The sequence below is a fragment of the Bradyrhizobium sp. USDA 4454 genome, from assembly GCF_054822705.1.
Genome location: NZ_JBTRCN010000001.1, coordinates 4,088,668 through 4,111,293, shown reverse-complemented (window position 1 = coordinate 4,111,293; position 22,626 = coordinate 4,088,668). Strand labels below are relative to the sequence as shown.

Below are 22,626 nucleotides of genomic sequence, written 5' to 3'. Positions count from 1 at the left end.
CCCAAATCTGCCTGATTGATGGGCAGGAGCTAGTCCCAATTGCCGAGAATTACAACCCTTTCCGGGGCCTTCCGGCGTGATATGGATGCGATTGCCGGGTTCTTAAGAGAGCGTTTTCGAGCGAAGTGGGTACCGGTTCGCGTGAAGAAAACGCGTTTGAGCAAGGATGAAAGCATACTGCGATCCAATTGGATCGCATTATGTTCGGTGGCCGATGAGCGCTGAATCGTCTCCCAGGATCGTCATCGTCGACGAGAGCCCGATCCGCGCGGCCATCCTGGAGGAGGGACTGCGGGAGGCCGGCTATACGGACGTGGTCCATATCAGCGAGATGCAGAGCCTGCTGTCGCGGATCTACGCGCTTGACCCAGAGATCATCGTCATCGACCTCGAGAACCCCAGCCGCGACGTGCTGGAACAAATGTTCCAGGTCAGCCGCGCGGTGCGCCGGCCGATCGCGATGTTCGTCGATCAGAGCGATGCCGCCTCGATCCAGGCCTCGGTCGAGGCGGGCGTTTCAGCCTACATCGTCGACGGGCTCAAGAAGGAACGGATGAAGCCGATCCTCGATCTCTGCGTGTCGCGCTTCAATGCCTTTTCCAAATTGCAGGACGAGCTCGACCGCACCAAGCATGCGCTGGAGGAGCGCAAGGTGATCGATCGCGCCAAGGGCATCCTGATGAAGGTGAAGGGGCTGACCGAAGAGGAGGCCTATGTGCTGATGCGCTCGACCGCGATGCGCGAGAAGAAGAAGATCGGCGAGATCGCGCAATCGATCCTGACGGCGTCGGAGCTGCTCAAATGACCACATCCTTGCGCATCGGGTTCATTCCGCTGGTGGATGCCGCCGCCCTGATCACCGCCGTCGACAAGGGCTTTGCCGCGGACGAGGGTCTCGACGTCACCCTGATGCGGGAAGTGTCGTGGTCGAATGTCCGCGACAAGCTCAATATCGGCCTGTTCGATGCCGCCCATCTGCTGGCGCCGGTCGCGATCGCTTCCAGCCTCGGGCTCGGCCACGTCAAGGTGCCGATCACGGCGCCCTTCAATCTCGGGCTCAACGGCAACGCCATCACGGTGTCGCCGGCGCTGCATGCGGCGCTGATGGAGGAGCTCGATGGCGATCGCTTCGACCCGATGGCGACCTCGCAAGCGCTGGCCCGCGTGGTGGCGAAGCGGCGCGGAAGCGGGGCGGAGCCGCTGACCTTTGGCATGACGTTTCCGTTCTCGACCCACAATTACCAGCTGCGGTTCTGGATGGCCGCCGGCGGCGTCGATCCCGACGAGGACGTCCAGCTCGTGGTGCTGCCGCCGCCCTACATGGTGGACAGCCTCGCCAACGGCCTTGTCGACGCGTTCTGCGTCGGCGCGCCCTGGAATTCGATCGCGGTCGATCTCGGCATCGGCCACATCCTGCATTTCGTCTCCGATATTCTGCTCAGCGCGGTGGAGAAGGTGCTGGCGGTGCGGCAGAGCTGGTCGGAGAAGCATCCCGACATCGTCGCGTCGCTGGTGCGCGCGCATCTGCGCGCCGCCGAGTTCATCGAGCAGCCCGAGAACCGGAGCGAGGTGGCGCGCATCCTCAGCTCACCCGAGCGGATCGGCGTCGATGCCAGCGTCATCCAGCGTACGCTCGATGGCCGGCTGAAGATCTCGCCCGACGGCACCATGCGCGAGAGCAGCCGCTATCTGCTGGTCGGGCGCGAGGCCGCGGCGCGGCCGGACCCGGTGCAGGCGGCCTGGCTCTATGCCCAGATGGTGCGCTGGGGCCAGACGCCGTACCGGCCGGAGGCGCTGAAGGCTGCGATGGCCGTGTTCAGGCCTGACCTTTACGACGCCGCGTCAGGGCGCCCGGCAGGCGCCTCCAGCGCCATCGGCGCGTTCGCCGGTCCACCCTTCGATCCGGCCGACATCCCGGGCCATCTGACCGCCTTCAAGATCGGGCGCTGGAAGCCCTGAGCGGCGGGCAGCGGCCTCAGTTATCCCCTCTTGGCTCCTTTGCATGGGGTTGTTTCACGAGTTTTTGGTCGTTGCGAGGCCGGCGGGTTCCGGACGCCTCGGATTGCAACGAATAGGATTCTCGGGCCCGCTCTCAAGAAGGAATATTCCTCTCGGAACCGGGTTCCCGAAGGCGGTGGCATCGCTATTTTCGCCACCCGCTTGAATTGCCGCGCGAACGATATTCCATATGCCCGAGAATGGGGCGTTGGAGATCGACCATGCGCGAACTATCGGCGGAAGCCCGCCTGCACCTTTACGCGCGACACATTTCGAAGAAGTCCGGGACCGGCGTACATACCGCGGCGCTGTACAGCGCGTTTGCGGTGATCGCGGCCATCGTGTTCGGCACGCTGTCCGTCCACCCGTTCTGAGGCCCTGAGAGAATTGCAAAGCCGCCGTCCGATGTCCTCGGGCGGCGGCTTTGTGTCGGCTGGATGCTGACGGCTCAGTAGCCGTAGCCGTGACCGTAGCCATAGCCGTAGCCGTAGCCACCGCCGCAGGTGTTGCAGGTCTGCTGAACCGGCGCGTAGTAGGAATAGCCGGGCGAGACCATCTCGGTGCGCTCCTGGGTGGCGTATTGCGGCGCGATGCGCTCATAGGCGACGCCTTCGGGCGCGACCATCACGGTCTGCGGCACCATCACGGTACGGTACTGCGCCGGCGTGCGATGCGCGACGACGCGGCCTGGTGCGACCATCACGGTTTCCTGCACGGTGCGATATTGCGGCGGCACGCTCTGCACCTGATAGCAGGTCGTGCAGGGCTGGGGCGGCGGCGTATAGCAGCTGTAGCAGCCGGCGGAGGCCGCGCTGCTGAACGCGGCGGTGGCGACCGCAGCAATGGCGAGGGAGAGGCTGGTGCGGAACATGCTTTGGTATCCAATTTCCTGAGAGGACAATCAGAGGCTCGGAAGCTGCACCTAGCAATCAAACGGCAAGTTTGGGTTTAAGAAGACTCTTAACGGAATCTAAAGGGCCGGCGCGGCGGCCGGCCCTTGCTGATGGATGGCGTCGTCGGCTCAGTGCGCGGTCTTGAACGGCGCAACCGTGATGCCCGCCTGCTTCAGCGCCGCGCGCAAATCGCGCGCGATCTCGACCGCGCCATGCGTGTCGCCATGGATGCAGACGGTGTCGGTCTGCATCTTGATCACCTTGCCGGTGATTGAGACGACCGCGCCATCCTGCACCATCCGCACCACGCGCTCGGCGATCGCCTTGGGATCGTGCAGCACCGCACCGGGCTTCTTGCGCGACACCAGATTGCCGTCGTCCTCATAAGCGCGGTCGGCGAATACTTCATGCGCCATTCTGAGATTGGCGGCTTCGCCTGCGCGCACCAGCTTCGAATTTGCGAGCACAACGAAGATGAGATTTGGATCGACTGCCTTGATCGCACTGGCGATCGCCCTCGCGGTCATGTCGTCCTCGCAGGCGACGTTGGACAGCGCGCCGTGCGCCTTCACATGGGTCACCTTGTGGCCGGCCGCGGTCGCGATCGCCTGCAGCGCGCCGATCTGATAGGCGACGAGGTTCTCGATCTCCGAAGAAGTCAGCCCGGGCACCGGGCGGCGGCCAAAGCCGTGCAGGTCGCGATAACCAGGATGGGCGCCGATGCTGACGCCGCGCGCCTTCGCGAGCTCGACCGTCTTCCTCATGATGTCGGCATCGCCGGCATGGAAGCCGCAGGCGACGTTGACCGAGGTCGCAAGCTCGATCATCGCGGCGTCGTTGCCCATTTCCCAGGGCCCAAAGCTTTCGCCGAGATCGCAATTGAGGTCGATGGTTGAGGTCATGACGACAGATCCGTTGTTGTTGGTATTGGCTCACTTGCTTGAGCATCATCTTATCGGAAAACCGCTTCGCACTTTTCCGGATGATGCTCTACGGGACGGCGACCTGCCAGGTCGCAGCATCGATGGCGCTGACCGCCTGGCCAGCGACGTTAGCATCTCTCAGCGCCTCGATGTTGAGGCCGAAATCCTCGATGCTGCGGAGGTGGTCGGGCAGGGACCGCAGCAGCGCGTGGAACTTGATCGCCTCGGCCTGCGCCTCCGCCATCGTCACTGCCTTGAAGCGGAACGGCCTGCCGGCGGAGATCTGCGCGAAGCGGCCGAAATCGGCCGTGATCACGGTTGCGATCTTCGGATAGCCGCCGCTGGTGCCGCGGTCCGGCATCAGTACGATCGGCTGGCCGTTGCCGGGCACCTGGATGCTGCCGTTGACCGTGCCGTCGGAGACGATGTTGTGGCCGTCGAGGTGCTTGATGACGGGACCTTCGAGCCGGTAGCCCATGCGGTCGCTGGTGGCCGAGATCTTCCACTCGCTGTCGGTCAACAGCTTCTTGCTGTCTGCGGCGAACTCGTCGTCCTGGGGGCCGAACAGGATGCGGATCGGCGCCTCGGAGGCCGCCGGCAATTCGATGCGACGCTCGGGCGAGCCACTCGCGGCTTGCGTCTTCAGCTCGTCGCCGCTTTGCAGCGGTCGCGGGTAGGGGCTGCCGAGCCCGGCGCGGGCATTGACGGCGAGGCTGCCGAACATCGGCTCGCCCTCGATGCCGTGCTCGATCGCGAGATAGCTGAACGAGCCGCCGCGCGCGAAGCCGAGATTGAGCGTCTCGCCGTCGGCCAGCGTTGCCGAACTGTCGAACGCAACCGGCCGACCGCCGATATCCGCATTGCGCTCCGCGCCGGCGAGCCCGACGCGCACGGCGCCGTTGCGTGCGGTGAAGCTGGCGCCGAACGGGCCGATCTCGACCGCGGCAGCGAACGGCGCATTGCCGACCAGGGTATTGGCCGCAGCCAGCGCAAGCCGGTCCATCGCGCCGCTCGGCACCAGGCCATAGCGCTGCGAGCCCGGACGACCCGCGTCCTGCACCGAGGTCGCCGGGCCGATCGAGGTGACGACGAGCTTGCTCATAACGTCACCAGTTCTGCGACGAATTCGCCGGCCTCGGCGGCGCGGTCCTGTTCGGCAAAGGTCTTGGCGTCGATCGCCGTGAAGGTGATGGCGTCGCCCGGCTCCAGCAGGAAGGTCGGATCGCGATGCAACTGATAGGTCCTCACCGGCGTTCGGCCGAGCAGGTGCCAGCCGCTCGGGCCGGCCAGGCACTGCACCCCGGTCTGGATGCCGCCGATCGAGATGGTGCCGGCGGGCGTCAGCAACCGCGGATCCTTGCGCCGGGGCATGTGCAGGAACGTCTCCAGACCGCTGAGATAGGACCAGCCGGGCGTGAAGCCGATCATGGCGACGCGATAGTCGCCGGCGACATGGCGCGCCACAATGTCATCCGGCGTGGTCTGGAGCGCTTTCGCGACATCCTCGAGATCGATGCCGTGCTCGCCGCCATAGGTCACGGGGATGCGCCAGCGCCGCGTTCCGGTCTCGGTCGGCAACGCCTTGGCGGCGCGCGCGAGAATCTGCTCGCCTAGCGCATCGAAGCCGATCTGTACGGGATCGTAATGCACCAGCAGCGAGCGGTAGGTCGGCACGGTCTCGCTGATGCCAGCGATCGGCTCGGCCGCGATCACGCGGTCGAGCGCCAGCACCCGCCGGTTGGCGGCATCATCGATGGTGCGGCTGAATTCCACCGTGACGGCGCTGTCGCCGCTCGGCAAAAGGCGGGGAGGACTTAAGGGTTCGGCCATTGGATCAAGCAGGCTTCGGTCACCCATCAAGCTAGCGTGTTTCGCTCCGGAACGGAATTCGCTTCCTGCAAAATGATGCAGCAACTTCAATAAATTAATCGGCATGCCAGCGATAAATTTGGATGATCGCAGGATTTTCGTTCAGCCCTTGACGCAACGCCCTTGCCCGGCAACATGCGCCGGTCTTTTTCCTCCCATCGGAGCAAGCTTTCCAGATGTCACTGTCCACTGAGGCGATCGCGACGCTGTCGCACGTGTCCACCGCCACCATCACCACAGTCCTGCTCAAGAAGGGCCTGCGCAACATCTGGATGCGCGGCACCAAGCCGCTGAAGCCCGGACAGAAGCGGCTGGTTGGACCCGCCTTCACGCTGCGCTTCGTGCCGGCCCGCGAGGATCTGGCGACGCCGGAGTCGTGGTCGTCGCCGATCTCGACCCGCACCGCGATCGAGGCGATGCCGGCGGGCTGCATCGCCGTGGTCGATGCCATGGGCATCACCGATGCCGGCATTTTCGGCGACATCCTTTGCGCGCGCATGGTCAAGCGCGGGGTGACGGCGCTGATCACCGACGGCGTGGTGCGCGACGTCGAGGGCGTGCTCGGCACCGGCCTGCCGGTGTGGTGCGACGGCTATGCCGCGCCGCCGTCGGTTGCAGGGCTGACGTTCGTTGGCTGGGGCGAACCGATCGGCTGCGGCGGCGTTGCCGTGTTTCCGAATGACGTCGTCGTGGCCGATCAGGACGGCGCGGTGCTGATCCCGGAGGCATTCCTCGATCACGTGCTCGCCGAAGGGCCGGAGCAGGAACGGATGGAAGCCTGGATCGTCAACGAGGTGAACAACGGCGCCCAATTGCCCGGCCTGTATCCGATGAATGCGGAGACCAAGGCGCGTTACGCCGCGGCCAAGAAATAACGTCAAGAAAGGGAGGTAACCCCATGGACATCCACGTTTCCGGCTCGCGGCCGACCCGCCGCGCGCCGGCGGAGCATTTCACCGGCAGTGTGCTGCAGGACCCGATCAACATGGCGCCCGCGCCGGCCCGGCTGAATGCCTCGCGCGTGTCGTTCGAGCCCGGCGCGCGCACCGCCTGGCACACCCATCCGCTCGGGCAGACGCTCTATGTGATCTCAGGTATCGGCCGGGTCCAGGCCAAGGGCGGCCCGATCCGGGAGATCCGCCCCGGCGACGTCGTCTGGATTCCGCCGAACGAGAAGCACTGGCACGGCGCCTCGCCCGACAACAGCATGACCCACATCGCCATGCAGGAGGCGCTCGACGGCGTGTTCTCGACCTGGATGGAGCACGTCACCGACGAGGAATACAACGGCAAGGCCGGCTGATAGGCCGCCGCTGGCCAACGAGAAAAGCCCCGCTCTTGAGTGGGGCTTTTTGTTGTCCACGTGTAGCCCGGATGAAGCGCAGCGAAATCCGGGGGCGGTCTCTCCCGCGGCGGAAATCCCGATTTCGCTGCGCTTCATCCGGGCTACGAAGTTGATCGATCAGTTCACCCGCGTCCAGGTCTGGCCACCGCAGAACATGCCGCCGAATGCGCAGCCCTGGACCCGCAGCGTGTCGGGGCCCTTCAGCGCGATGGTGGAATCGTAGGTGCTGCCGCTGTTCGGATCGAAGATACGGCCGCTCCATTTGTCCTTGCCGGGCTTCATGTTGATCAAAACCTGCTCGCCATTGGCGTTCGACTTCTTGTCGACCGCGTAACCGCAGAGATTGGCGCCGCATTGCTCGATGCGGACCTTGCCTTCCTTCTCCTCGGTCAGCCAGAGGCCGAGCGGGGAGTTGGCTGCTTGCACGGGGTTTGCTGCCGGCTTGGGCGCAGGCGCGCTTGGCGGGGCGGCGCCGACAGTGACGGGCTTTGCCGGCGGCGCAGCGCTCTGCTGCACAGCGGGCGGCACGGGCGGCGGCGGTGTGGTCGCGGCAGTCGGCAAAGGTGGCGCCGCCGCGCCGCTCGGGTCGGCCGGCTGAGACGCTGTCGGTGCGGGCGGAGGAGCAGCGGGCACGGCTTCAGAATCCGTCTTGGCTTGCTTGGGAGCCGTGTCGCGCTTCTGCTCGGCGTCCTTGCTTTTGGCGCGCTTGGTGTGGCGGGGAGTATTGTCGTAGACGCCGGGGATCGAAACCGTGCCGCGATCCGGATCGATGCGGATGGTGCGACCGCCATAATCGAAGGTGTATTGCGCCTGTGCTGCGGCCGTGCTTGCCAGCACAAGGGTGGCGATCGCCAGAAGTTGTCTCATCTCGACCTCCGCTGAACCCCGTTCGCAAGGGCTATCCGGTGACCGCCTCGTTGAACGAGTCCCAAATCACGGTCAGAACATGAGTCGTGTCCTCGCGGTTGAGGTTCAAATCACTGATTGCAGTTTGGTTTCAGGCGATCCGCATCAAATGACGAGCGCGTGCGTTTGACGCAGGCTATTCGAACCATGCAGCGTAGATCTTGGCGTAGCTGCCATCCTCGCGCACGATGTGGAGCCACTGGTCGACGAACGCCTTCAACGCGACGTCGCGCTGCATCCAATACGCTTTTTCGGCGAAGTCGAACGGCTTGTCGGGATGCACGGCGCAGAGCACGCCGGGATGCAGCTTCTGCTGATAGCGTGTCTCCGACGCATCGGTCATCATCAAATCGGCGTCGCCCCTGGCGATCTCGTCGAAGATTTTGGTGTTGTCGTTGAACACGCGGATCTCAGCGGCCTTCACATGGGCGCGGGCGAACCGCTCATTGGTGCCGCCGGGATTGACGATGACGCGGGTGCCGGGCTTGTCGATCTCGGCGAGCGTGTTGTACTTGCCCTGGTCGGCGCAGCGCGCGATCGGCGTCTTGCCTTCCCGCATGATCGGAGTCGAGAACAGGCCCTTCTTCTGCCGGTCGAAGGTGATGGAGATGCCGCCCATCGCGATGTCGAAATTGTCGGCTTCGAAATCTTTCATCATCTGCGGCCACGATGTCGGTACGAACTCGACCTTGACGCCGAGCGCCTTGCCGAGCGATTGCGCCATGTCGACGTCGAAGCCGCGGAAGGTCTTGGTCTCCTTGTCGAGCGCCGTGAAGGGCAGATAGTCGCCGGTCATGCCGACGCGCAGCGTGCCGCGGTTAACGATCTCATCGAGCCGGGACGGCGCTGGCTGCGCATGCGCGACGGACAGAAGCAGAGCGAGAGCAAGGCCGGCCAGCGCGCGAAACATAGAAGTGTTCTCCATTCGCGGATTGCGGTGCCCATGAGTGGGCATCGTCACTCAAGTTTCGGTGCTGTCCTTGCGCGCCTGAAGCGCGGTCGCGGTGCGGCTGATGATCTCGTGCCTGAAGTGCTCGAAGCGGCGCCGCGCTTCCGCTTCGCGATCGTCGACGAATTTGATCGCGGCATCCCCGTCCATCGGGCCGTTGACCAGCGGGGTCGATCCTTCGCCGACGGTCTCGTCGACGTAATATCGGCCGCCATCCTCGCGCACCGTCCAGCGAAAGCGCAGCGCGGCCATCGGGCCCGGGCCCGACTTCGAATAGCCGTTGGCCTCGATCGGCTGGTGCGGTTGGACGGGTTCAGGCTCCGGCTGGCTCGGCTGCGGTTCGACCGCTGCGGCTTCGACGACCTCAGGTTCGCGGGCCTCGGGTTGGCTCGGCTCGGGCTGTTCGGCAGGTTCGGACTGTTCAACCGGAGGCGGCTCGACCGCCGACGGCGCGGCGGGTGCGGCCTCGGTGGACACGGTCGTGATCGACACAGTCTCCACGGTAACGATTTCGACCGAGGTTGGCAGCGGCGGCGGCATCGCGATCGGGGCCGGCCGCTCCTCAGCGGGCTCGGCTGGCTTGTCGGCCGTCTTGTCGGACGATTTGGCCTTCTCGGGAGGTGTCGTCGTCTGATCGAGAATGCTCGCGATCGCGGCGAGCGCATTGTCGGTCGGGTCACTCACGGTTCGGTCTCCCAGGCATGACGCCGGCGGAATCGTACCGACGCCCTTCCTATCTACCTGATCCGACTATCGTTTGTCAGCTAGGCGCAAACCGGCGGGCGCCGGTCCTTCCAGGGCCGGACCTGTTCGAGCTGGCCGGCGAGGCGGAACAGCAAACCTTCCTCGCCGAGCTTGGCCGCGAACATCATGCCGAGCGGCAATCCGGCCTTGTTCCAGGCCAGCGGCACCGACATCGCCGGCTGGCCGGACATGTTGAACATCGAGGTGCCCGGCATGTAGCGGCGCAGCACCGGCGCAATGTGGGTGAGGTCCTCGGACATCGTGTTCAGCTCGCCGAGGCGGAGCGGCGGCGCGCACAGTGTCGGGCTGAGGAAGATGTCGCAGCCTTCGAAAAACGTCGCGAGCCCGCGCGAGATCTGGAACGCCGCAAGCTGAGCCGCGACATAGTCGGCCGGGGTCATCTTGGCCGAGTTCTGACCGCTGGCGAGCGTCAACCGCTCGACATCGTCCGATGTCAGCGCGCGCCCGACGCGCTGCTCGAGCAGGCGGATCGTCAGCGCCGTGTTGCCGCCGACGATCATCGTCATCGTTGCTGCCGGATCGGCCGCAAGCGGCGGTGCGCGCTCCTCGACGTGATGGCCGAGGCCGGCCAGCAGCTTGGCGATGTCGCGGACGGCCGCTGATATCTCCGGATCAATGGCATCGCCATAGGGCGACTTGTCGGTGAAGCTGATGCGCAGATGGCCGGGGTCGCGGCCGACTTCCTGCGAGAACGGCCGCTCCGGCGCGGGCGCGACGTAGAGGCTCGATGGCTCCGGACCATGGATCGCATCCATCATGACGGCGCTGTCGCGGACGCTGATGCTGAGCACATGGCCGACGGAGAAGCCGCCCCAGCCTTCGCCGCGGTCGGGGCCGACCGGGTTGCGGGCGCGGGTCGGCTTCATGCCGAACACGCCGGAGGCGGAGGCGGGGATCCGGATCGAGCCGCCGCCGTCGCTGGCATGTGCGACCGGCAGGATGCGCGCCGCGACCGCGGCACCGGCGCCGCCGGACGAGCCGCCAGAGGAATGGTCGAGATTCCAGGGATTGCGGGTCGGGCCGAACAGGCGGGATTCCGTCGTCGGCATCAGGCCGAATTCGGGACTGGAGCTCTTGCCGAAGATCGCAAGGCCCGCATCGAGAAAGCGCTGCGCCAGCGTGCTGTTATGGTCGGCGACAAAATCCTTCAGCAGGCTGGCGCCCGAAGTGGTGCGCGTGCCCGCGAGCAGATCGAGGTCCTTGAGCAGGAACGGCACGCCGGTGAAGGGGCCGTCGGGCAACCCCTTGGCGATCTGGCGCTCGGCGTAGTCGTAATGCTTGACGACAACAGCGTTGATCTTCGGATCGATGGCGGCGGTGCGCGCGATCGCCTCGTCGAGCAATTCCTTCGCGGTCACGTCCTTGTTGCGGACCAGCTCGGCGAGACCGACCGCATCGTAGTTGCCGAATTCCTTGAAGGCCATGTGCATGCTCCGCATCGCCGGGCCGACCTCGCGGGATCGGCCACGGCGCATCTAGAGCACGATCCGGAAAAGTGTGCAGCGGTTTTTCTGAAAAGATCGTGCTCAACAACAAACTAAAGCGCGATGACCTATCTCACCGCGCTTTTGGGAAGGCTGAAAGCTCAGCCGAGGACGTCCTGGTTGATCACGTTCTGGCGCAGCGGATTGCCGTCCAGCACGCTCAGGATATTGCGCGCTGTCTGTTCGCTCATGCGATCGACCGCCTCGACGGTGACACCCGCCACATGCGGCGCCATGATCACGTTGGGCAAAGCGTGCAGTGGCTGGCCGACCGGCGGCGGCTCGACCTCGAACACGTCGAGGCCGGCACCGGCGAGCTTGCCTGAGACCAGCGCGTCGTGCAGCGCCGTCTCGTCGACGATGCCGCCGCGGGCGGTGTTGATGAGATAGGCGGTCGGCTTCATCAGGCGGATCCGGGCCGCGTTGAACAGGCCGACCGTTTCGGGATTCTTCGGGCAATGGATGGTGACGAAATCTGCCCGTGGCAATGCCGCCTCCAGGCTCGGCACCGCCTCGCAGCCGGCCGCGGCGATCTCGCTGGCGGGCTTGTAGGGGTCGTACACCAGCACGTTCATTTCCATCGCAAGGCAACGCTTGGCGGTGCGCGTGCCGATGCGGCCGAAGCCCACGATCAGCACGGTCTTGCCGTAGAGATCGAACGGCAGCACGCCGAGCCGGCTCGCCCAGGTGCCGTCCTTGACCATCGAATGCATTTCCTGCGCGCGCTTGGCCAGCGTCAGCATCATGAACAGGGCCTGCTCGGCGACCGACGGCGAGTTGGCGGTGCCTGCGACCATCAGCGGCACCTTGCGGCGGGACAGCGCCGGCACGTCAACCGCGTCGTAACCGACGCCGATCCGGGTCACCACCATCATGCCCTTGGAGGCTTCCAGCTCGGCCTCGCCGAACGGGGTGGCGCCGAGCGCCACGCCATGGACCGGGGCATGCTGCTCCAGCATCGCCTGGAAATCCTTGGCCGAGATCAGGTTGGGAAATTCGATGAGTTCTACGTCGTCCCGCTCGTTGAGGAGCACCCGCGCTCCCGGAGACAGAGTCTGGGTGATGAAGATCTTCTTCTTGTTGGTGGCCATTTCCTGCCCTTGAGGTTCTCGTACGCCGTCAAAGGACGGCGCCGGTCACCTCGTTTAGCAAATGCATATTGTTGAGGTCCACAGCCAATCGGAGCGGCCTGCCATCCTGCGCGCCGGCGTTGGGGTTGACCCGGCCGCAGACCTGGCTGCCCTCCAGCGTGAAATAGACCAGGGTCTCCATGCCCATCGGCTCGGTGACGTCGAGCACTGCGTCGAACGGCTCGACGCCGGGCTCGGCGTGCGGCCGTGCCTCCATGACATGCTCGGGCCGGATGCCCAGCAACAATTTGTCGCTGCGCGAGAGCGTCTGGTAGCGGGCGGCGCGTGCCGGCGGCAGGGTGAAGGCGAGGCGGTCGGTCAGCCGCACGTTGAGCTTGCCGCCGACATCCTCGAGCCGGCATGGCACAAAATTCATCGCGGGCGAGCCGATGAAGCTCGCGACGAACTTGGTCGCCGGCTTGTGATAGAGCTCGTTGGGCGTGCCGATCTGCTCGATCTTGCCGTGGTTCATCACCACCACGCGGTCGGCCAGCGTCATCGCCTCGACCTGGTCGTGAGTGACGTAGACGGTCGTGGTGCGGACCTTCTGGTGCACCTTCTTGATCTCGATCCGCATCTGCACGCGCAGCTTGGCGTCGAGGTTGGACAGCGGCTCGTCGAACAGGAACACCTTGGGATTGCGCACGATCGCGCGTCCCATCGCGACGCGCTGGCGCTGGCCGCCGGAGAGCTGCTTCGGCTTGCGGTCGATCAGGTCGGTGATGTCGAGCATGCGGGCGGCTTCCGTCACCCGGCTCTTGATCTCGGCCTTGGGATAGTGCTTCAGCCGCAGCCCGAACGACATGTTCTCGGCGACGGTCATATGCGGATAGAGCGCGTAGTTCTGGAACACCATCGCGATGTCGCGATCCTTCGGCGGCACGTCGTTGACGACGTCGCCGCCGATCATGATGTCGCCGTCGGAGATGTCCTCGAGTCCGGCGATCATCCGCAGCGTTGTCGACTTGCCGCAGCCGCTCGGGCCCACCAGCACCACGAACTCATGGTCGGCGATATCGAGGTCGATGCCGCGCACCGCCTCGACCTCGTCGTAACGTTTCACCACCTTGCGCAAGCTGACGTCGGCCATAAGTTCAACCCTTTGTCGCACCGGCGGTCAGGCCGGCAATGTAGTAGTCCATCAGGAAGGCGTAGATGATCAGCGGCGGCGCGGCGCCGAGCAGGGCGCCGGTCATGATCTGTCCCCAGTTGAAGACGTCGCCCTTGATCAGGGTGGTGATGATGCCGACCGGCAGCACCAGCTGGTCGGTCGAGGTGGTGAACACCAGCGGATAGAGGAACTGGGCCCAGGAGACGGTAAAGGCGAAGATGGTCGCCGCGATCAGGCCGGGCAGCGCGACCGGGATGAAGATCCGCGTCAGTGTCTGGAACCAGCTTGCCCCGTCGATGATCGCGGCCTCGTCGAGCTCCTTCGGGATCGAGGCGAAATAGCCGATCATGATCCAGGTGCAGAACGGCACCGTCAGCGTCGGATAGATGAACAGCAGGACGTACCAGCGATTGACGAGCTGGATGCCGGTCCAGTCGCCGAACACCGCGAACATCTTGAACAGCGGAATGAACAGCAGGCTGTCCGGGATCAGGTAGGTGAGGAACACCCCGGTCGCGAGCGTCGCCGAACCCCAGAACTTCATCCGCGACAGCGCAAAGGCGGCCGGCACGCTGATCAGCATCGTGATGGTGACCACGATGATCGAAACCCAGGCCGAATTCCAGAAAAAGCGCAGGAACTGGTTCGAGGTCAGCAGTTGGACGTAGTTCTCCAGTGTAGGCTGGTGCACCCACCACGGATTGGTTGCCGCCGAGATCTCCGCGCTGCCCTTCAGCGAGGTGATCAGCATGTAGAACGGCGGCGTCAGCGAGAAGATCGCGAACAGGGTCAGGAAGAAATACGACCAGCGCAGCGCCCAGGTCCGGTCGCGGCTCATGCTGCCATACTTGATCTTGCGGGTCGGGCCGGACTTGTCGATGGTCATCGTGCTCATCAGGCTTCATTCCCGCGTTTGGAGATGTCGCGCAGGATGAAGATCGCCGCGACGGCGAGGATCGGCACCATGAACAGCGAGACGCTGGCGCCGAGCGGAATGTCGCTGCCCTCGATGCCGACGCGGAACGCCCAGGTCGCGAAGATGTGGGTGTGGTCGAGCGGGCCGCCCGCGGTCAGGATGCGGACGATGTCGAAATTGGCGAACGTCACGATCAGCGAGAACAGTGTCGTGATCGCGATGATGTTGCGCATCATCGGCAGCGTCACGTACCAGATCCGCTGCCACCAATTGGCGCCGTCGATCGCGGCTGCTTCATAGAGCTGGTCGGGCACCGATTTCAACGCCGCCAGATACATGATCATGAAGAATGGCGCGCCGTACCAGACGTTGACCAGGATCACCGAGAAGCGCGCCCACATCGCGTCGCCAGTCCACGGGATCGGGCCGATGCCGAAGAACGACAGCGTGTAGTTGAAGGCGCTGTAGGACGGGTCGAACAGCCACAGCCAGGCCAGCGTGCTCATGGCCGGCGGGATCACCCATGGCACCAGCAGCATGCCGCGCCATTTGCGCTGCTTGTTGGCGGGCACGTTGTGCACGAAATGCGCGACGATGAAGCCGATCAGCGCTTTGAAGATCACCGCCGAGATCGCGAAGATGCAGGATTGCTTGACCACCAGCCAGAAGGTGTCGCGCTTGAACAGGAACTCGAAATTGCCGAAGCCGACGAACTTGGTCATCGCCTTGTTCAGCGTCGCAAGATGCAGGGAGTAGAAGGCGGGGTAGAGCACGAGAACCGCGATCAGGACGATCAGCGGCAACGTCATCAGGAACGCGGCCATCGACTTGCGCCGCAGCGCGTTGCGCAAGCCGACGCGCCGCCGACCCGACTGGGCTGCGGCTGCACGGTTGGATTGGAATGCGACATCAACCATGACGCTGGTCCCTCGCGCGGTTTGGTTGCACGGCTCGTCGGTTCGGCGGTTGGGTTGCGAGGACGAGACCCCGCGCGGCTGGCACGATCGGCAGCCGCGCGCGAACCCGTCCGTTCGTCAGCTTCGCATGAAGCCCTCACACTCGCCCTCGGCCCAGGCGAGCGTCTTTTCCATGGCTTCACCCTGGTAGTATCGCAGGCACATCTTGGTCAGGGTGGCCTGGAAGTAGATCTGCTGCGCGACCTTGGGCGGGGCAGGCGAGGCCGCCATCGACAGCGTCTGGTGCTTGAAGGGGTTCGGGTAGTGGTAGAGCGTGCCCTTGGGCGGCCCGACCTCTTCCCAGACCTTCAACGTTGTGAGCTTTTCGTAGGCCGGCAGGTCGTAGCCGCCGCTCGCGACCACCATTTTCTCGATCGAGGCCGGTTGCGACAAATGGGTCAGCAGGCTCTTGGCCGCTTCCTTGTTCTTCGAGAACGACCAGATCGACCAGAAGAACGGCAGATAGGGCGCGAAACGTCCCTTGGGCCCGGCGGGGAAGCCGTGGGTCCAGCATTGCTCGGCGACTTGCGGGGCATCCCGCTTGGCCACCGCCCATGCGCTCGGCGGGTTCATGATCATCGCGCCCTTGCCGGCGACCAGCCACTTGTTGTTTGAGGCGTCGTCCCATGCGGAGACATCTGGCGGCAGGAGGGCGATCAGCTTCTTGTAGAACTCGAGCGATTGCCGCACCGCGTCGGTCTTGACGGTCAGGTTGCCCTTGGCGTCGACCAGCTGGGCGCCGAACGAGTTGAAGATTGCACCGGCGGTGTCGACATTGTCGCTGGTTTCGCCAAGACCGATGCCGAACGGGAAGCCGGCCTTGTGGCAGGCTTCCGCCGCCTTGAGGAACGTATCGAGGGTCCAGTTGTCGGCCTTCGGCGGGCTTCCTGCCGGATACATCTCCTGGACGTCGATGTTGGCATATTTCTTCATCAGGTCGATGCGCGAGCAGGGGCCCTTGATCTGGCTGCCGACGCTGGCGGGAACACCCAGCCATTTGCCGTCGGCCTGGCCGAGATATTTTACTGTGCCGTTGACGTCGCCGTTCTGCTTGATCAGCGGCTCCATGATGTCGGTGACCGGCTCGAGCAGCTCGGCGTTGGCCTGCGGCCACCAGGTCGGCATCTGGAAGATATCGTGACCGGATTTCGCCTGTGCCTCGGCGGCGATGGTCACGATGTTCTTGTTGCCCTGGCTGGTGATGTAGTCGATCTGGACCTCGACCTTTTCCTTGGCGGCCCATTCGTTGACGAGCTCGGTCGAAGCACTGTTCGCACCCGGCACCCAGTGGTCCCAGAAGCCCATCGAGAGCTTTCCGGCTGCGTAGGCGCCACGCACATAGGGGGCTGTAATGAGCGCCGCCGATGACAGCGCTGTCGCTGCAACGAATTCCCGGCGCGAAAGCTTCTTCCGTGACATCGCATTCCCTCCCTGGTAGCCGACGGACAAAAGGCTTTTTTGAATCCCGTTGCTGTTTTTGTGCGTCGCGTTGGCGCGACGTCGCGGGATTTCGTTCACACCGATCAGAACAGAATTGCTTGCGGCTGTCGAGAAACGAGATGCTCGTGCCACGTAGTACTAACGTTGTGGTCAAATTGCAGGCAGTGCCAGCGGGCGTCATCGCCATTGCAGGCGGTTTTCGGCGTTTCGTGTAATCATGTTGCGATGCACGCGATGCGCGACGCGGAGACGCTCGCGGACGGTGCGCGGTTGAGCCGCAGGTTTCCGGCCCGGCCGGATCGAACCGTGTTCCATCATGTTGATGCCCAGCGCGACGGATAGACTTGCTGAAGCTGGAAACGATAAAGTCCGGATTCGTCGAACCGACCCCCGCATCAAACGTGCAATCCACAATCGATCACGGAGATCCGATCATGCTCATCCCGGTAGCGAAGCTGCGAGCGCATTGGAGGTTGTGCGCTGCGGTTGGGGCCGCCACCGTCACGCTGCTTGCAGTGCCCCACATGGTCGATGCGCAGATCGTGCAGGGCGTCGAGAAAGGGGCGCGCGAGGGCAACAAGGCCGCCGGACCGGTCGGTGGTGTGCTGGGCGGCGCGATCGGCGGCGTGGTCGGCGTGGTGACCGGCGTGACTGGGGTGTTCACCGGCAACAACGCCAATCCCAATGCCGGCAACGGCAAGAACGCGCAGACGCCGGTGTCCGGCGACAGGCAGGGTGCCAAGGCCGGCAAATCGGCCAAGGCCGCGACCAAGGACAAGGGCGCCAAGCAGGCGCCGACCGTGTTGACCCAAGCGGGTGCGCCGCAGCTCACGGCCGAGCAGATCGTCGCCAACAGCGACGCCAACATCGAGCGGATCAAGAAGGAACTCAATCTCACGCCGGAGCAGGAGAAGAACTGGGCCGGCTTCAACAGTGCGATGCACTATCTCGGCCATAATGGCGCCGACCGGCTCAACTTGCGCATCGCGCGGGCGCAACGCGATCCACCCGATGACATCATCGAGCAGATGCGCAACGAAGCCCAGTTCCTCAATGACCGCGCGGCCGATCAGCGTAACGTTGCCGACGCCGCCGAGCCGCTCTATGCGAGCCTCGACGATAAGCAGAAACAAATCTTCATCAACGAAATGGTCCGCCTCAGCCACGAACGCGGGCTCGACTAAGAACCTTTCGGGGACGAAGTGGGGACGAATAGCCGGGCCACCATGCCCTGGGGTAGGTTAAAGGCGCAGCACCCGGCTATTCTGCCGCAGCGGCGGCCCGTTTAATTCGTCATTCAATGTTGAAGAAAAACGGACCGGATCACGCCCGAGTGATGGCCGAGTCGGGGCCTTGTCGGGAACCATCCACAGCCCGAAGGCGAGCGCAGAAGAAGCGATGGATGGCCGGCAAAACCAGCTATCGCGATCTCAGACGGTCGCGCTCAGCTCTTGGGGAAGTTCAGCTCCACGCCGATGCCGTCGGGATCGTAGAGGAAGATCTGGGTGTCGCCGGTGCGCGGCACGATCTGCTCGCGGTAGCTGACGTTGTTCGCCTGGAGGCGCCTGCGCACGCCGTCGACGTCGGTGGCGGCAAAGGCGATGTGGTCGAGGCGACCGGTGTCCTCGTATTTCTTCTCGGTGCCGCGCACCACGATGCCGTCGCGCGGCTTGCGCGTGCCCATCAAATGGACCGTGGCCTGGCCGCCGGAATAGAGCCAGTAGCCCGGGAAATCGAGCGGCGGCCGATCGCCGTTCTCGAGCCCGAGCACCTCGCAATAGAACGTCTTGGTCTTCTCCAGATCCTGCGGTTCGATGGTGAAATGCTGCAATCCGCCCAGTGGCATGGTTCGTCTCCTTGAGAATTCAGATTAGACAAAGCTGAGGTCGGCCTCGGCGCCGAGCATCCAGGCGCCGACGGTCTCGAAATGGCTGAAGCGGCCCTGCAATTGCTGGGTCACGGTGTGGATGTCGCGGAAGCGGCGCTCCAGCGGATGGCCATCGAAGATCGCGGTGGCGCCGGCGCTGTTGTAGGCGAAGTCGACGGCTTCCCTGGCCTTGTGGATGGCGTGCGTGGCGGCCATCCGGATCGTCATGCGCTGCGCGACCGTGATGCTGTGGCCGGCGACCAGATCCTGCCAGATATCGGCCATCGACTGCAGCAGGAAGGCGCGGGCGGCGCGCAGATTGACCTCGGACTGGGCAAGGCCCGACTGCACCACGGCATTATCACGCAACGTCTTCGTCATGCCGCGGGGCACCTTGTTGCGGGCGACGTCGACGAAACTGTCCAGCGCGCTGCAGGCAATGCCGCAGGCGACCCCGGCAAAGCCGATCTGATAGCAGGTGTGGTTGCTCATCCGGTACAGCGGGCCGTTCTCGCGGCACTCGCGGTCGAACTCGCGGGTGATCGAATGATCCGCGCGGACGAAGAAGTCGTCCAGCGCGAACTGGTCGCTGGCGGTGCCGCGCAGCCCGACCGTGTTCCAGATGTCGGTCCATGCGACGTCTTCGGTCCGCACCAGCATGGTGCGCTCGATTTGCTCGCCATTGGCATCGCGGCGCGGCGAACCGTCCGCGGCGTAGATCGGGCAGTGCGCGCCGAGCCAGGTGGCGTGCCGCCCGCCGGAGGCAAACGACCAGACCCCGGTGACGCGGTAGCCGCCCTCGCATTCGATCGCCCTGACCTTCGGGCCGGGGCCCCAGGCCAGCACGGCGCGCGGGTCGGCAAACACCTCCTGTGCGACCGGCAGATCGAGATAGGCCGCCGACATCGCACAGCCGCCGGCCTGGCTCAGGCACCACGCCGTCGAGGCGTCGGCCTTGGCGATGGCCTCGATGACATGGAAGAAGGTGACGGGATCGGTCTCGATCCCGTCGGCCGAACGCGGCAGCAGCAGCCGGAACAGCCGCGCCTCATGCAGCCGGTCGAGCAGATCGGGCGGCAGGCGGCGCGTCGTTTCGATCTCGTTGGAGGCGGCGGCCACCGCGTCCCTGACCGCCTCGGCGCGGGCGATAACGTCGCGATCGCCCGCAAGATCAGCCGAAGTCACGTTCATGTCAGCCTCCCTCAGGCGCGCCGGATGGTGGCGGAGGCCGCGACGTCAGCCGTCGCGTTGAGCTCCTTGTCGATCTGCTCGATCGACTTGCCCCGGGTCTCGAGCCCAAAGAACAGATAGACGGCGCCCGCCATCAGGAACCAGCAGCCGAGATAGACGAAGGCGGTCGGGATCTGGGTTAACGGCACATCCGGCTTGAGGTAGTTGTTCGAGCCGACGATCAGGGCGAGGCCGACCGGCCCGATGATCTTGCCGATGCCGCCGAAGCCGTAGGCCGAGCCCATGCCGGTGGTGCGCAGATGCGACGGCCAGACCTCCGCCGCATAGGGGCCGACGATCGCAAAGCCGCCGTCGGCGAAGAAGAAGGCGGCACCCAGCAGCAGCCAGAACGCCGACATGCCGAACAGCGTCGCGTCGTAGTGATAGCCGGCGATAATGGTCAGCGCGCCGGCGCCGAAGCCGAGCAGGCCGCCGGCGACGCGCCGTCCCAGCAGTTCCGAGAAATAGGAGAACGAGATGCGGCCGAGGAAGCCGGTGACGCTGAGCAGGATCATCATCTTGGCGGCCTCCTGCGGCGTGACCTTCAGCAGCAGCACGAACAGCGCGGGCGCCCACAGCGTGATGCCGTAGACGCCGGTCTGGGCGCCGGCATTGCCGAGCCAGGAGACGATCAGGCTGCGCGGATATTTGAACAGGTCGAACCAGCTGGTCTTGACCACTGGACCTGCGTCGGCCGCGCTCGGCAAGGGCAGTTCGGAGGGCTGGACCTGGAGCGCCCAGGCGAGGGCCTTGCGGGCTTCGTCGTAGCGTCCCTGCCGGCACAGCCAGCGCGGCGATTCCGGAACCCAGAGCCGGACCAGCAGCACCAGGACCGCTGGCAGAACGCCGATCGCAAACAGCACCCGCCATTGATCGGTGCCCATGATCGCACCCAGCACCGCACCCAGGCCGACGCCGAGCGGAATCACGCAGGTGACGAGCCCGCCGACCCAGCCGCGCTTGTGCGAGGGCATGAACTCCTGCACCAGCGGCAGGTCGACGCAATACAGGCCGCCGACGCCGGTGCCGACGAAGAAGCGCAGGATCGCGAGATAAACCCAGCCATTATCGGGGGTGAAATAGAGCAGGCCGGTCGCGATCGAGAAGTTGAGCACCGTGCCGATGAAGACGATGCGGCGCCCGACCCGGTCGGCGAGCCAGCCCCAGAGATAGGCGCCGATGATGGCGCCGATGCCCGAGCTCATCAGCACGGTCGCCGACTGGCCGAAGGTGAGTTTCCAGGGGCCGATCAGGAAGGCAAGCACGAAGCCGATCAGGAAGTAATCGAAGAATTCCAGCGCATCGCCGATGATGGCTGCCGCAAGGATCTTGATCTGGTTGCCGGTCAGAGTCGTCCGGCGATCGAGAATCTCGAACATGGCGCGTCTCCCCATGGCGCCTGTTCATTATTGTTCGGGGCGTGCGTCGCGCCAGCGCATCGCCCATGGGATGAGGCTATCCTCGCGCCGCCGCGAACGGCAAGCCCGCGCGGACGCGGAGCTCATCTGCACCGACACGATAGGCAATTCGGCTTACTGCTGCGCATAAATCACGGTGCGTAAGCCCGACGTGAGCCGCGTCAGCCGTTGACTCCGGCAATGCCGATCGCCCAGGTTTGCGTCAACAAAGCGTGGGGGGCAGGCCGGGTGGACGAAAAGCGCAGGCATCCGCGAACCGAGGTCAATGAACCCGGCTATGTCTCGTCGGGCGGTTCGGTCATGCACTGCACGATCGTGAACATATCCCCGGACGGAGCGGCGATCGAGGTGGGGAATCCGGCCTTCGTCCCGCACAGATTCCGCCTGGTCATGGCCAACGACGCCTCTGTCGTCTACGAGTGCCAGGTGATCTGGAGCAAGAAGACGCGGATTGGACTGAGTTTCGTCAAGCCGGCCTGAGCGCGGCAATCTCGGTGGGGGACGCCCGTGATCGACCGTGCTACGGTGGGTGGGTGGTTTCGTTGCTGGAACAGCAGATGATACGCCGATGACTCCGGAACCTGCATCGATCTGCCTCGGCTGTTGGCAGAATCTGCACATGCCGATCCCGCTGCGCGGCCCGCTGTCGGCACCGTTCCGCCTGTTCGGCGTCAAGCCGAGCCGCATGAACCCGAACGTGTGCACGATCTGCGAGATGGCGTTCTCGAAGATCATGAAGGCGCGCGCCGTGACCATCGACGCCACCATCCTGTTCGCCGATCTGCGCGGCTATACCACGCTGACGCAGACCATCGCGCAGGACGGGCTGACGTCGCTGCTCGATGCGTTCTACGACGACTGCGCCGCCGCGATCTGGCGCTATGACGGCATTCTCAACAAGACGATCGGCGATGCCGTGTTTGCGATCTTCAATTTTCCGGTGCGGCGCGACGATCATGCCGTGCAGGCCCTGCTGGCTGCGCGCGACATCCAGCGCCGTTTCCAGGAAAGGCACGATGCGCTGGTGCGGAGGATCGGCGCCGGCGACATCGAGCTCGGCATCGGAATCGGAATGGACAGCGGGGACACCAATTTCGGTGAGTTCGGCCAGGCCCATCGCGACCTGACCGCGGTCGGCACCGTGGTCAATCGCGCGGCACGCGCCCAGGCGATCGCAAAATCCGGCGAGATCCTGGTCACGTCAGCCGTGCGGGATCGAACCCGCGACATGGTCACGGCAGCCGGTTCCGATCACAGCCTGAAGGGCTTCGACCAGCCCGTTACATTGTTTCCTGCGTGAATTGACGCGGCGCAAAAAAAGACGGCTCCAGCGCGGAACACCGCGCCGAAGCCGTCTGGGATGGTCGTTTGCCGATTACGAACGCCGCTTCAACGCGAGGCCGACAGCTTCGTTCCGCGTCGCCCT

Annotated in this window: 24 protein-coding genes; 8 read left to right on the top strand and 16 right to left on the bottom strand. The window is 64.7% G+C overall.

The window, feature by feature from the left end; all coding sequences use genetic code 11:
* Nucleotides 1-214 precede the first annotated feature (214 nt).
* The 3 genes from ACVIW0_RS19270 to ACVIW0_RS19260 all read left to right on the top strand — a co-directional run bounded on the left by ACVIW0_RS19270 (nt 215) and on the right by ACVIW0_RS19260 (nt 2,372).
* Entirely contained in the window at nt 215-805 is a 591-nt protein-coding gene (locus tag ACVIW0_RS19270) for an ANTAR domain-containing response regulator (RefSeq protein ID WP_461353744.1), read from the top strand.
* Nucleotides 802-1,959, top strand: coding sequence for a CmpA/NrtA family ABC transporter substrate-binding protein (locus tag ACVIW0_RS19265; RefSeq protein WP_461353743.1), 1,158 nt, complete (start codon nt 802-804; stop codon nt 1,957-1,959). The genes ACVIW0_RS19270 and ACVIW0_RS19265 overlap by 4 nt, the downstream gene beginning before the upstream one ends.
* Nucleotides 1,960-2,219: 260 nt before the next feature.
* Nucleotides 2,220-2,372 carry a hypothetical protein gene (locus ACVIW0_RS19260; protein WP_461353742.1) on the top strand — a complete coding sequence of 51 codons (153 nt, stop codon included), beginning with the start codon at nt 2,220-2,222 and terminating at the stop codon, nt 2,370-2,372.
* A 74-nt stretch (nt 2,373-2,446) separates the two neighbouring features.
* Here ACVIW0_RS19260 and ACVIW0_RS19255 read toward each other — a convergent pair whose 3' ends face one another.
* The 4 genes from ACVIW0_RS19255 to pxpB form a co-directional block, all read right to left on the bottom strand.
* Entirely contained in the window at nt 2,447-2,869 is a 423-nt protein-coding gene (locus ACVIW0_RS19255; protein WP_461353741.1) for a hypothetical protein, read from the bottom strand.
* A 150-nt stretch (nt 2,870-3,019) separates the two neighbouring features.
* The gene (locus tag ACVIW0_RS19250) at nt 3,020-3,793 is read right to left on the bottom strand and encodes a LamB/YcsF family protein (protein ID WP_461353740.1); all 774 of its coding nucleotides are present in this window, start codon (nt 3,791-3,793) and stop codon (nt 3,020-3,022) included.
* An 88-nt stretch (nt 3,794-3,881) separates the two neighbouring features.
* Nucleotides 3,882-4,916: a 5-oxoprolinase subunit C family protein gene (locus tag ACVIW0_RS19245; RefSeq protein ID WP_461353739.1), complete on the bottom strand. Its 1,035-nt coding sequence runs from the start codon at nt 4,914-4,916 to the stop codon at nt 3,882-3,884.
* On the bottom strand, nt 4,913-5,644 hold the full coding sequence (gene pxpB, locus ACVIW0_RS19240) for a 5-oxoprolinase subunit PxpB (protein ID WP_461357371.1): 732 nt from the start codon (nt 5,642-5,644) through the stop codon (nt 4,913-4,915). Before pxpB ends, ACVIW0_RS19245 begins: the two co-directional genes overlap by 4 nt.
* 215 nt (nt 5,645-5,859) lie before the next feature.
* On the opposite strand from pxpB, the gene ACVIW0_RS19235 reads away from it, so the two are divergent.
* Together ACVIW0_RS19235 and ACVIW0_RS19230 are read left to right on the top strand one after the other, a co-directional pair.
* Entirely contained in the window at nt 5,860-6,558 is a 699-nt protein-coding gene (locus tag ACVIW0_RS19235) for a ribonuclease activity regulator RraA (protein ID WP_461353738.1), read from the top strand.
* Nucleotides 6,559-6,581: 23 nt separating this feature from the next.
* A complete protein-coding gene (locus ACVIW0_RS19230; protein WP_461353737.1) occupies nt 6,582-6,986 on the top strand; it encodes a (R)-mandelonitrile lyase in 405 nt (134 codons plus the stop codon).
* Between the two features lie 159 nt (nt 6,987-7,145).
* Here the strand turns inward: ACVIW0_RS19230 and ACVIW0_RS19225 are convergent, their stop codons facing one another.
* The 9 genes from ACVIW0_RS19225 to ACVIW0_RS19185 form a co-directional block, all read right to left on the bottom strand.
* On the bottom strand, nt 7,146-7,895 hold the full coding sequence (locus ACVIW0_RS19225) for a DUF2147 domain-containing protein (RefSeq protein WP_461353736.1): 750 nt from the start codon (nt 7,893-7,895) through the stop codon (nt 7,146-7,148).
* Nucleotides 7,896-8,070: 175 nt separating this feature from the next.
* Nucleotides 8,071-8,844: a transporter substrate-binding domain-containing protein gene (locus ACVIW0_RS19220; protein ID WP_461353735.1), complete on the bottom strand. Its 774-nt coding sequence runs from the start codon at nt 8,842-8,844 to the stop codon at nt 8,071-8,073.
* 51 nt (nt 8,845-8,895) lie between these two features.
* Entirely contained in the window at nt 8,896-9,567 is a 672-nt protein-coding gene (locus ACVIW0_RS19215) for a hypothetical protein (RefSeq protein ID WP_461353734.1), read from the bottom strand.
* An 80-nt stretch (nt 9,568-9,647) separates the two neighbouring features.
* On the bottom strand, nt 9,648-11,072 hold the full coding sequence (locus tag ACVIW0_RS19210; protein ID WP_461353733.1) for an amidase: 1,425 nt from the start codon (nt 11,070-11,072) through the stop codon (nt 9,648-9,650).
* 161 nt (nt 11,073-11,233) lie between these two features.
* Nucleotides 11,234-12,223 carry a hydroxyacid dehydrogenase gene (locus tag ACVIW0_RS19205; protein WP_461353732.1) on the bottom strand — a complete coding sequence of 330 codons (990 nt, stop codon included), beginning with the start codon at nt 12,221-12,223 and terminating at the stop codon, nt 11,234-11,236.
* A 28-nt stretch (nt 12,224-12,251) separates the two neighbouring features.
* Entirely contained in the window at nt 12,252-13,352 is a 1,101-nt protein-coding gene (locus tag ACVIW0_RS19200) for an ABC transporter ATP-binding protein (protein WP_461353731.1), read from the bottom strand.
* Between the two features lie 4 nt (nt 13,353-13,356).
* Entirely contained in the window at nt 13,357-14,268 is a 912-nt protein-coding gene (locus ACVIW0_RS19195) for a carbohydrate ABC transporter permease (protein ID WP_461353730.1), read from the bottom strand.
* Nucleotides 14,268-15,206: a carbohydrate ABC transporter permease gene (locus ACVIW0_RS19190; protein ID WP_461353729.1), complete on the bottom strand. Its 939-nt coding sequence runs from the start codon at nt 15,204-15,206 to the stop codon at nt 14,268-14,270. Before ACVIW0_RS19190 ends, ACVIW0_RS19195 begins: the two co-directional genes overlap by 1 nt.
* 117 nt (nt 15,207-15,323) lie before the next feature.
* Nucleotides 15,324-16,664: an ABC transporter substrate-binding protein gene (locus tag ACVIW0_RS19185; RefSeq protein ID WP_461353728.1), complete on the bottom strand. Its 1,341-nt coding sequence runs from the start codon at nt 16,662-16,664 to the stop codon at nt 15,324-15,326.
* A gap of 455 nt (nt 16,665-17,119) precedes the next feature.
* On the opposite strand from ACVIW0_RS19185, the gene ACVIW0_RS19180 reads away from it, so the two are divergent.
* Nucleotides 17,120-17,869 carry a Spy/CpxP family protein refolding chaperone gene (locus ACVIW0_RS19180; protein WP_461353727.1) on the top strand — a complete coding sequence of 250 codons (750 nt, stop codon included), beginning with the start codon at nt 17,120-17,122 and terminating at the stop codon, nt 17,867-17,869.
* A gap of 260 nt (nt 17,870-18,129) precedes the next feature.
* On the opposite strand, the gene ACVIW0_RS19175 is transcribed toward ACVIW0_RS19180, so the two are convergent.
* Genes ACVIW0_RS19175 through ACVIW0_RS19165 form a run of 3 tightly spaced genes read right to left on the bottom strand, consistent with a single transcriptional unit; the run spans nt 18,130 to nt 21,161 of the window.
* Nucleotides 18,130-18,531 carry a VOC family protein gene (locus ACVIW0_RS19175; protein ID WP_461353726.1) on the bottom strand — a complete coding sequence of 134 codons (402 nt, stop codon included), beginning with the start codon at nt 18,529-18,531 and terminating at the stop codon, nt 18,130-18,132.
* 24 nt (nt 18,532-18,555) lie between these two features.
* Nucleotides 18,556-19,743 carry an acyl-CoA dehydrogenase family protein gene (locus ACVIW0_RS19170; RefSeq protein WP_461353725.1) on the bottom strand — a complete coding sequence of 396 codons (1,188 nt, stop codon included), beginning with the start codon at nt 19,741-19,743 and terminating at the stop codon, nt 18,556-18,558.
* A gap of 11 nt (nt 19,744-19,754) precedes the next feature.
* Nucleotides 19,755-21,161: an MFS transporter gene (locus tag ACVIW0_RS19165; protein ID WP_461353724.1), complete on the bottom strand. Its 1,407-nt coding sequence runs from the start codon at nt 21,159-21,161 to the stop codon at nt 19,755-19,757.
* Between the two features lie 219 nt (nt 21,162-21,380).
* Here ACVIW0_RS19165 and ACVIW0_RS19160 point away from each other — a divergent pair, with 219 nt between their 5' ends.
* Both ACVIW0_RS19160 and ACVIW0_RS19155 read left to right on the top strand, forming a co-directional pair.
* Entirely contained in the window at nt 21,381-21,680 is a 300-nt protein-coding gene (locus ACVIW0_RS19160; protein ID WP_461353723.1) for a PilZ domain-containing protein, read from the top strand.
* An 88-nt stretch (nt 21,681-21,768) separates the two neighbouring features.
* Nucleotides 21,769-22,500 (top strand): adenylate/guanylate cyclase domain-containing protein, encoded by a 732-nt coding sequence (locus ACVIW0_RS19155; protein WP_461353722.1) that lies wholly within the window; start codon nt 21,769-21,771, stop codon nt 22,498-22,500.
* The last annotated feature ends 126 nt before the right edge of the window (nt 22,501-22,626 follow it).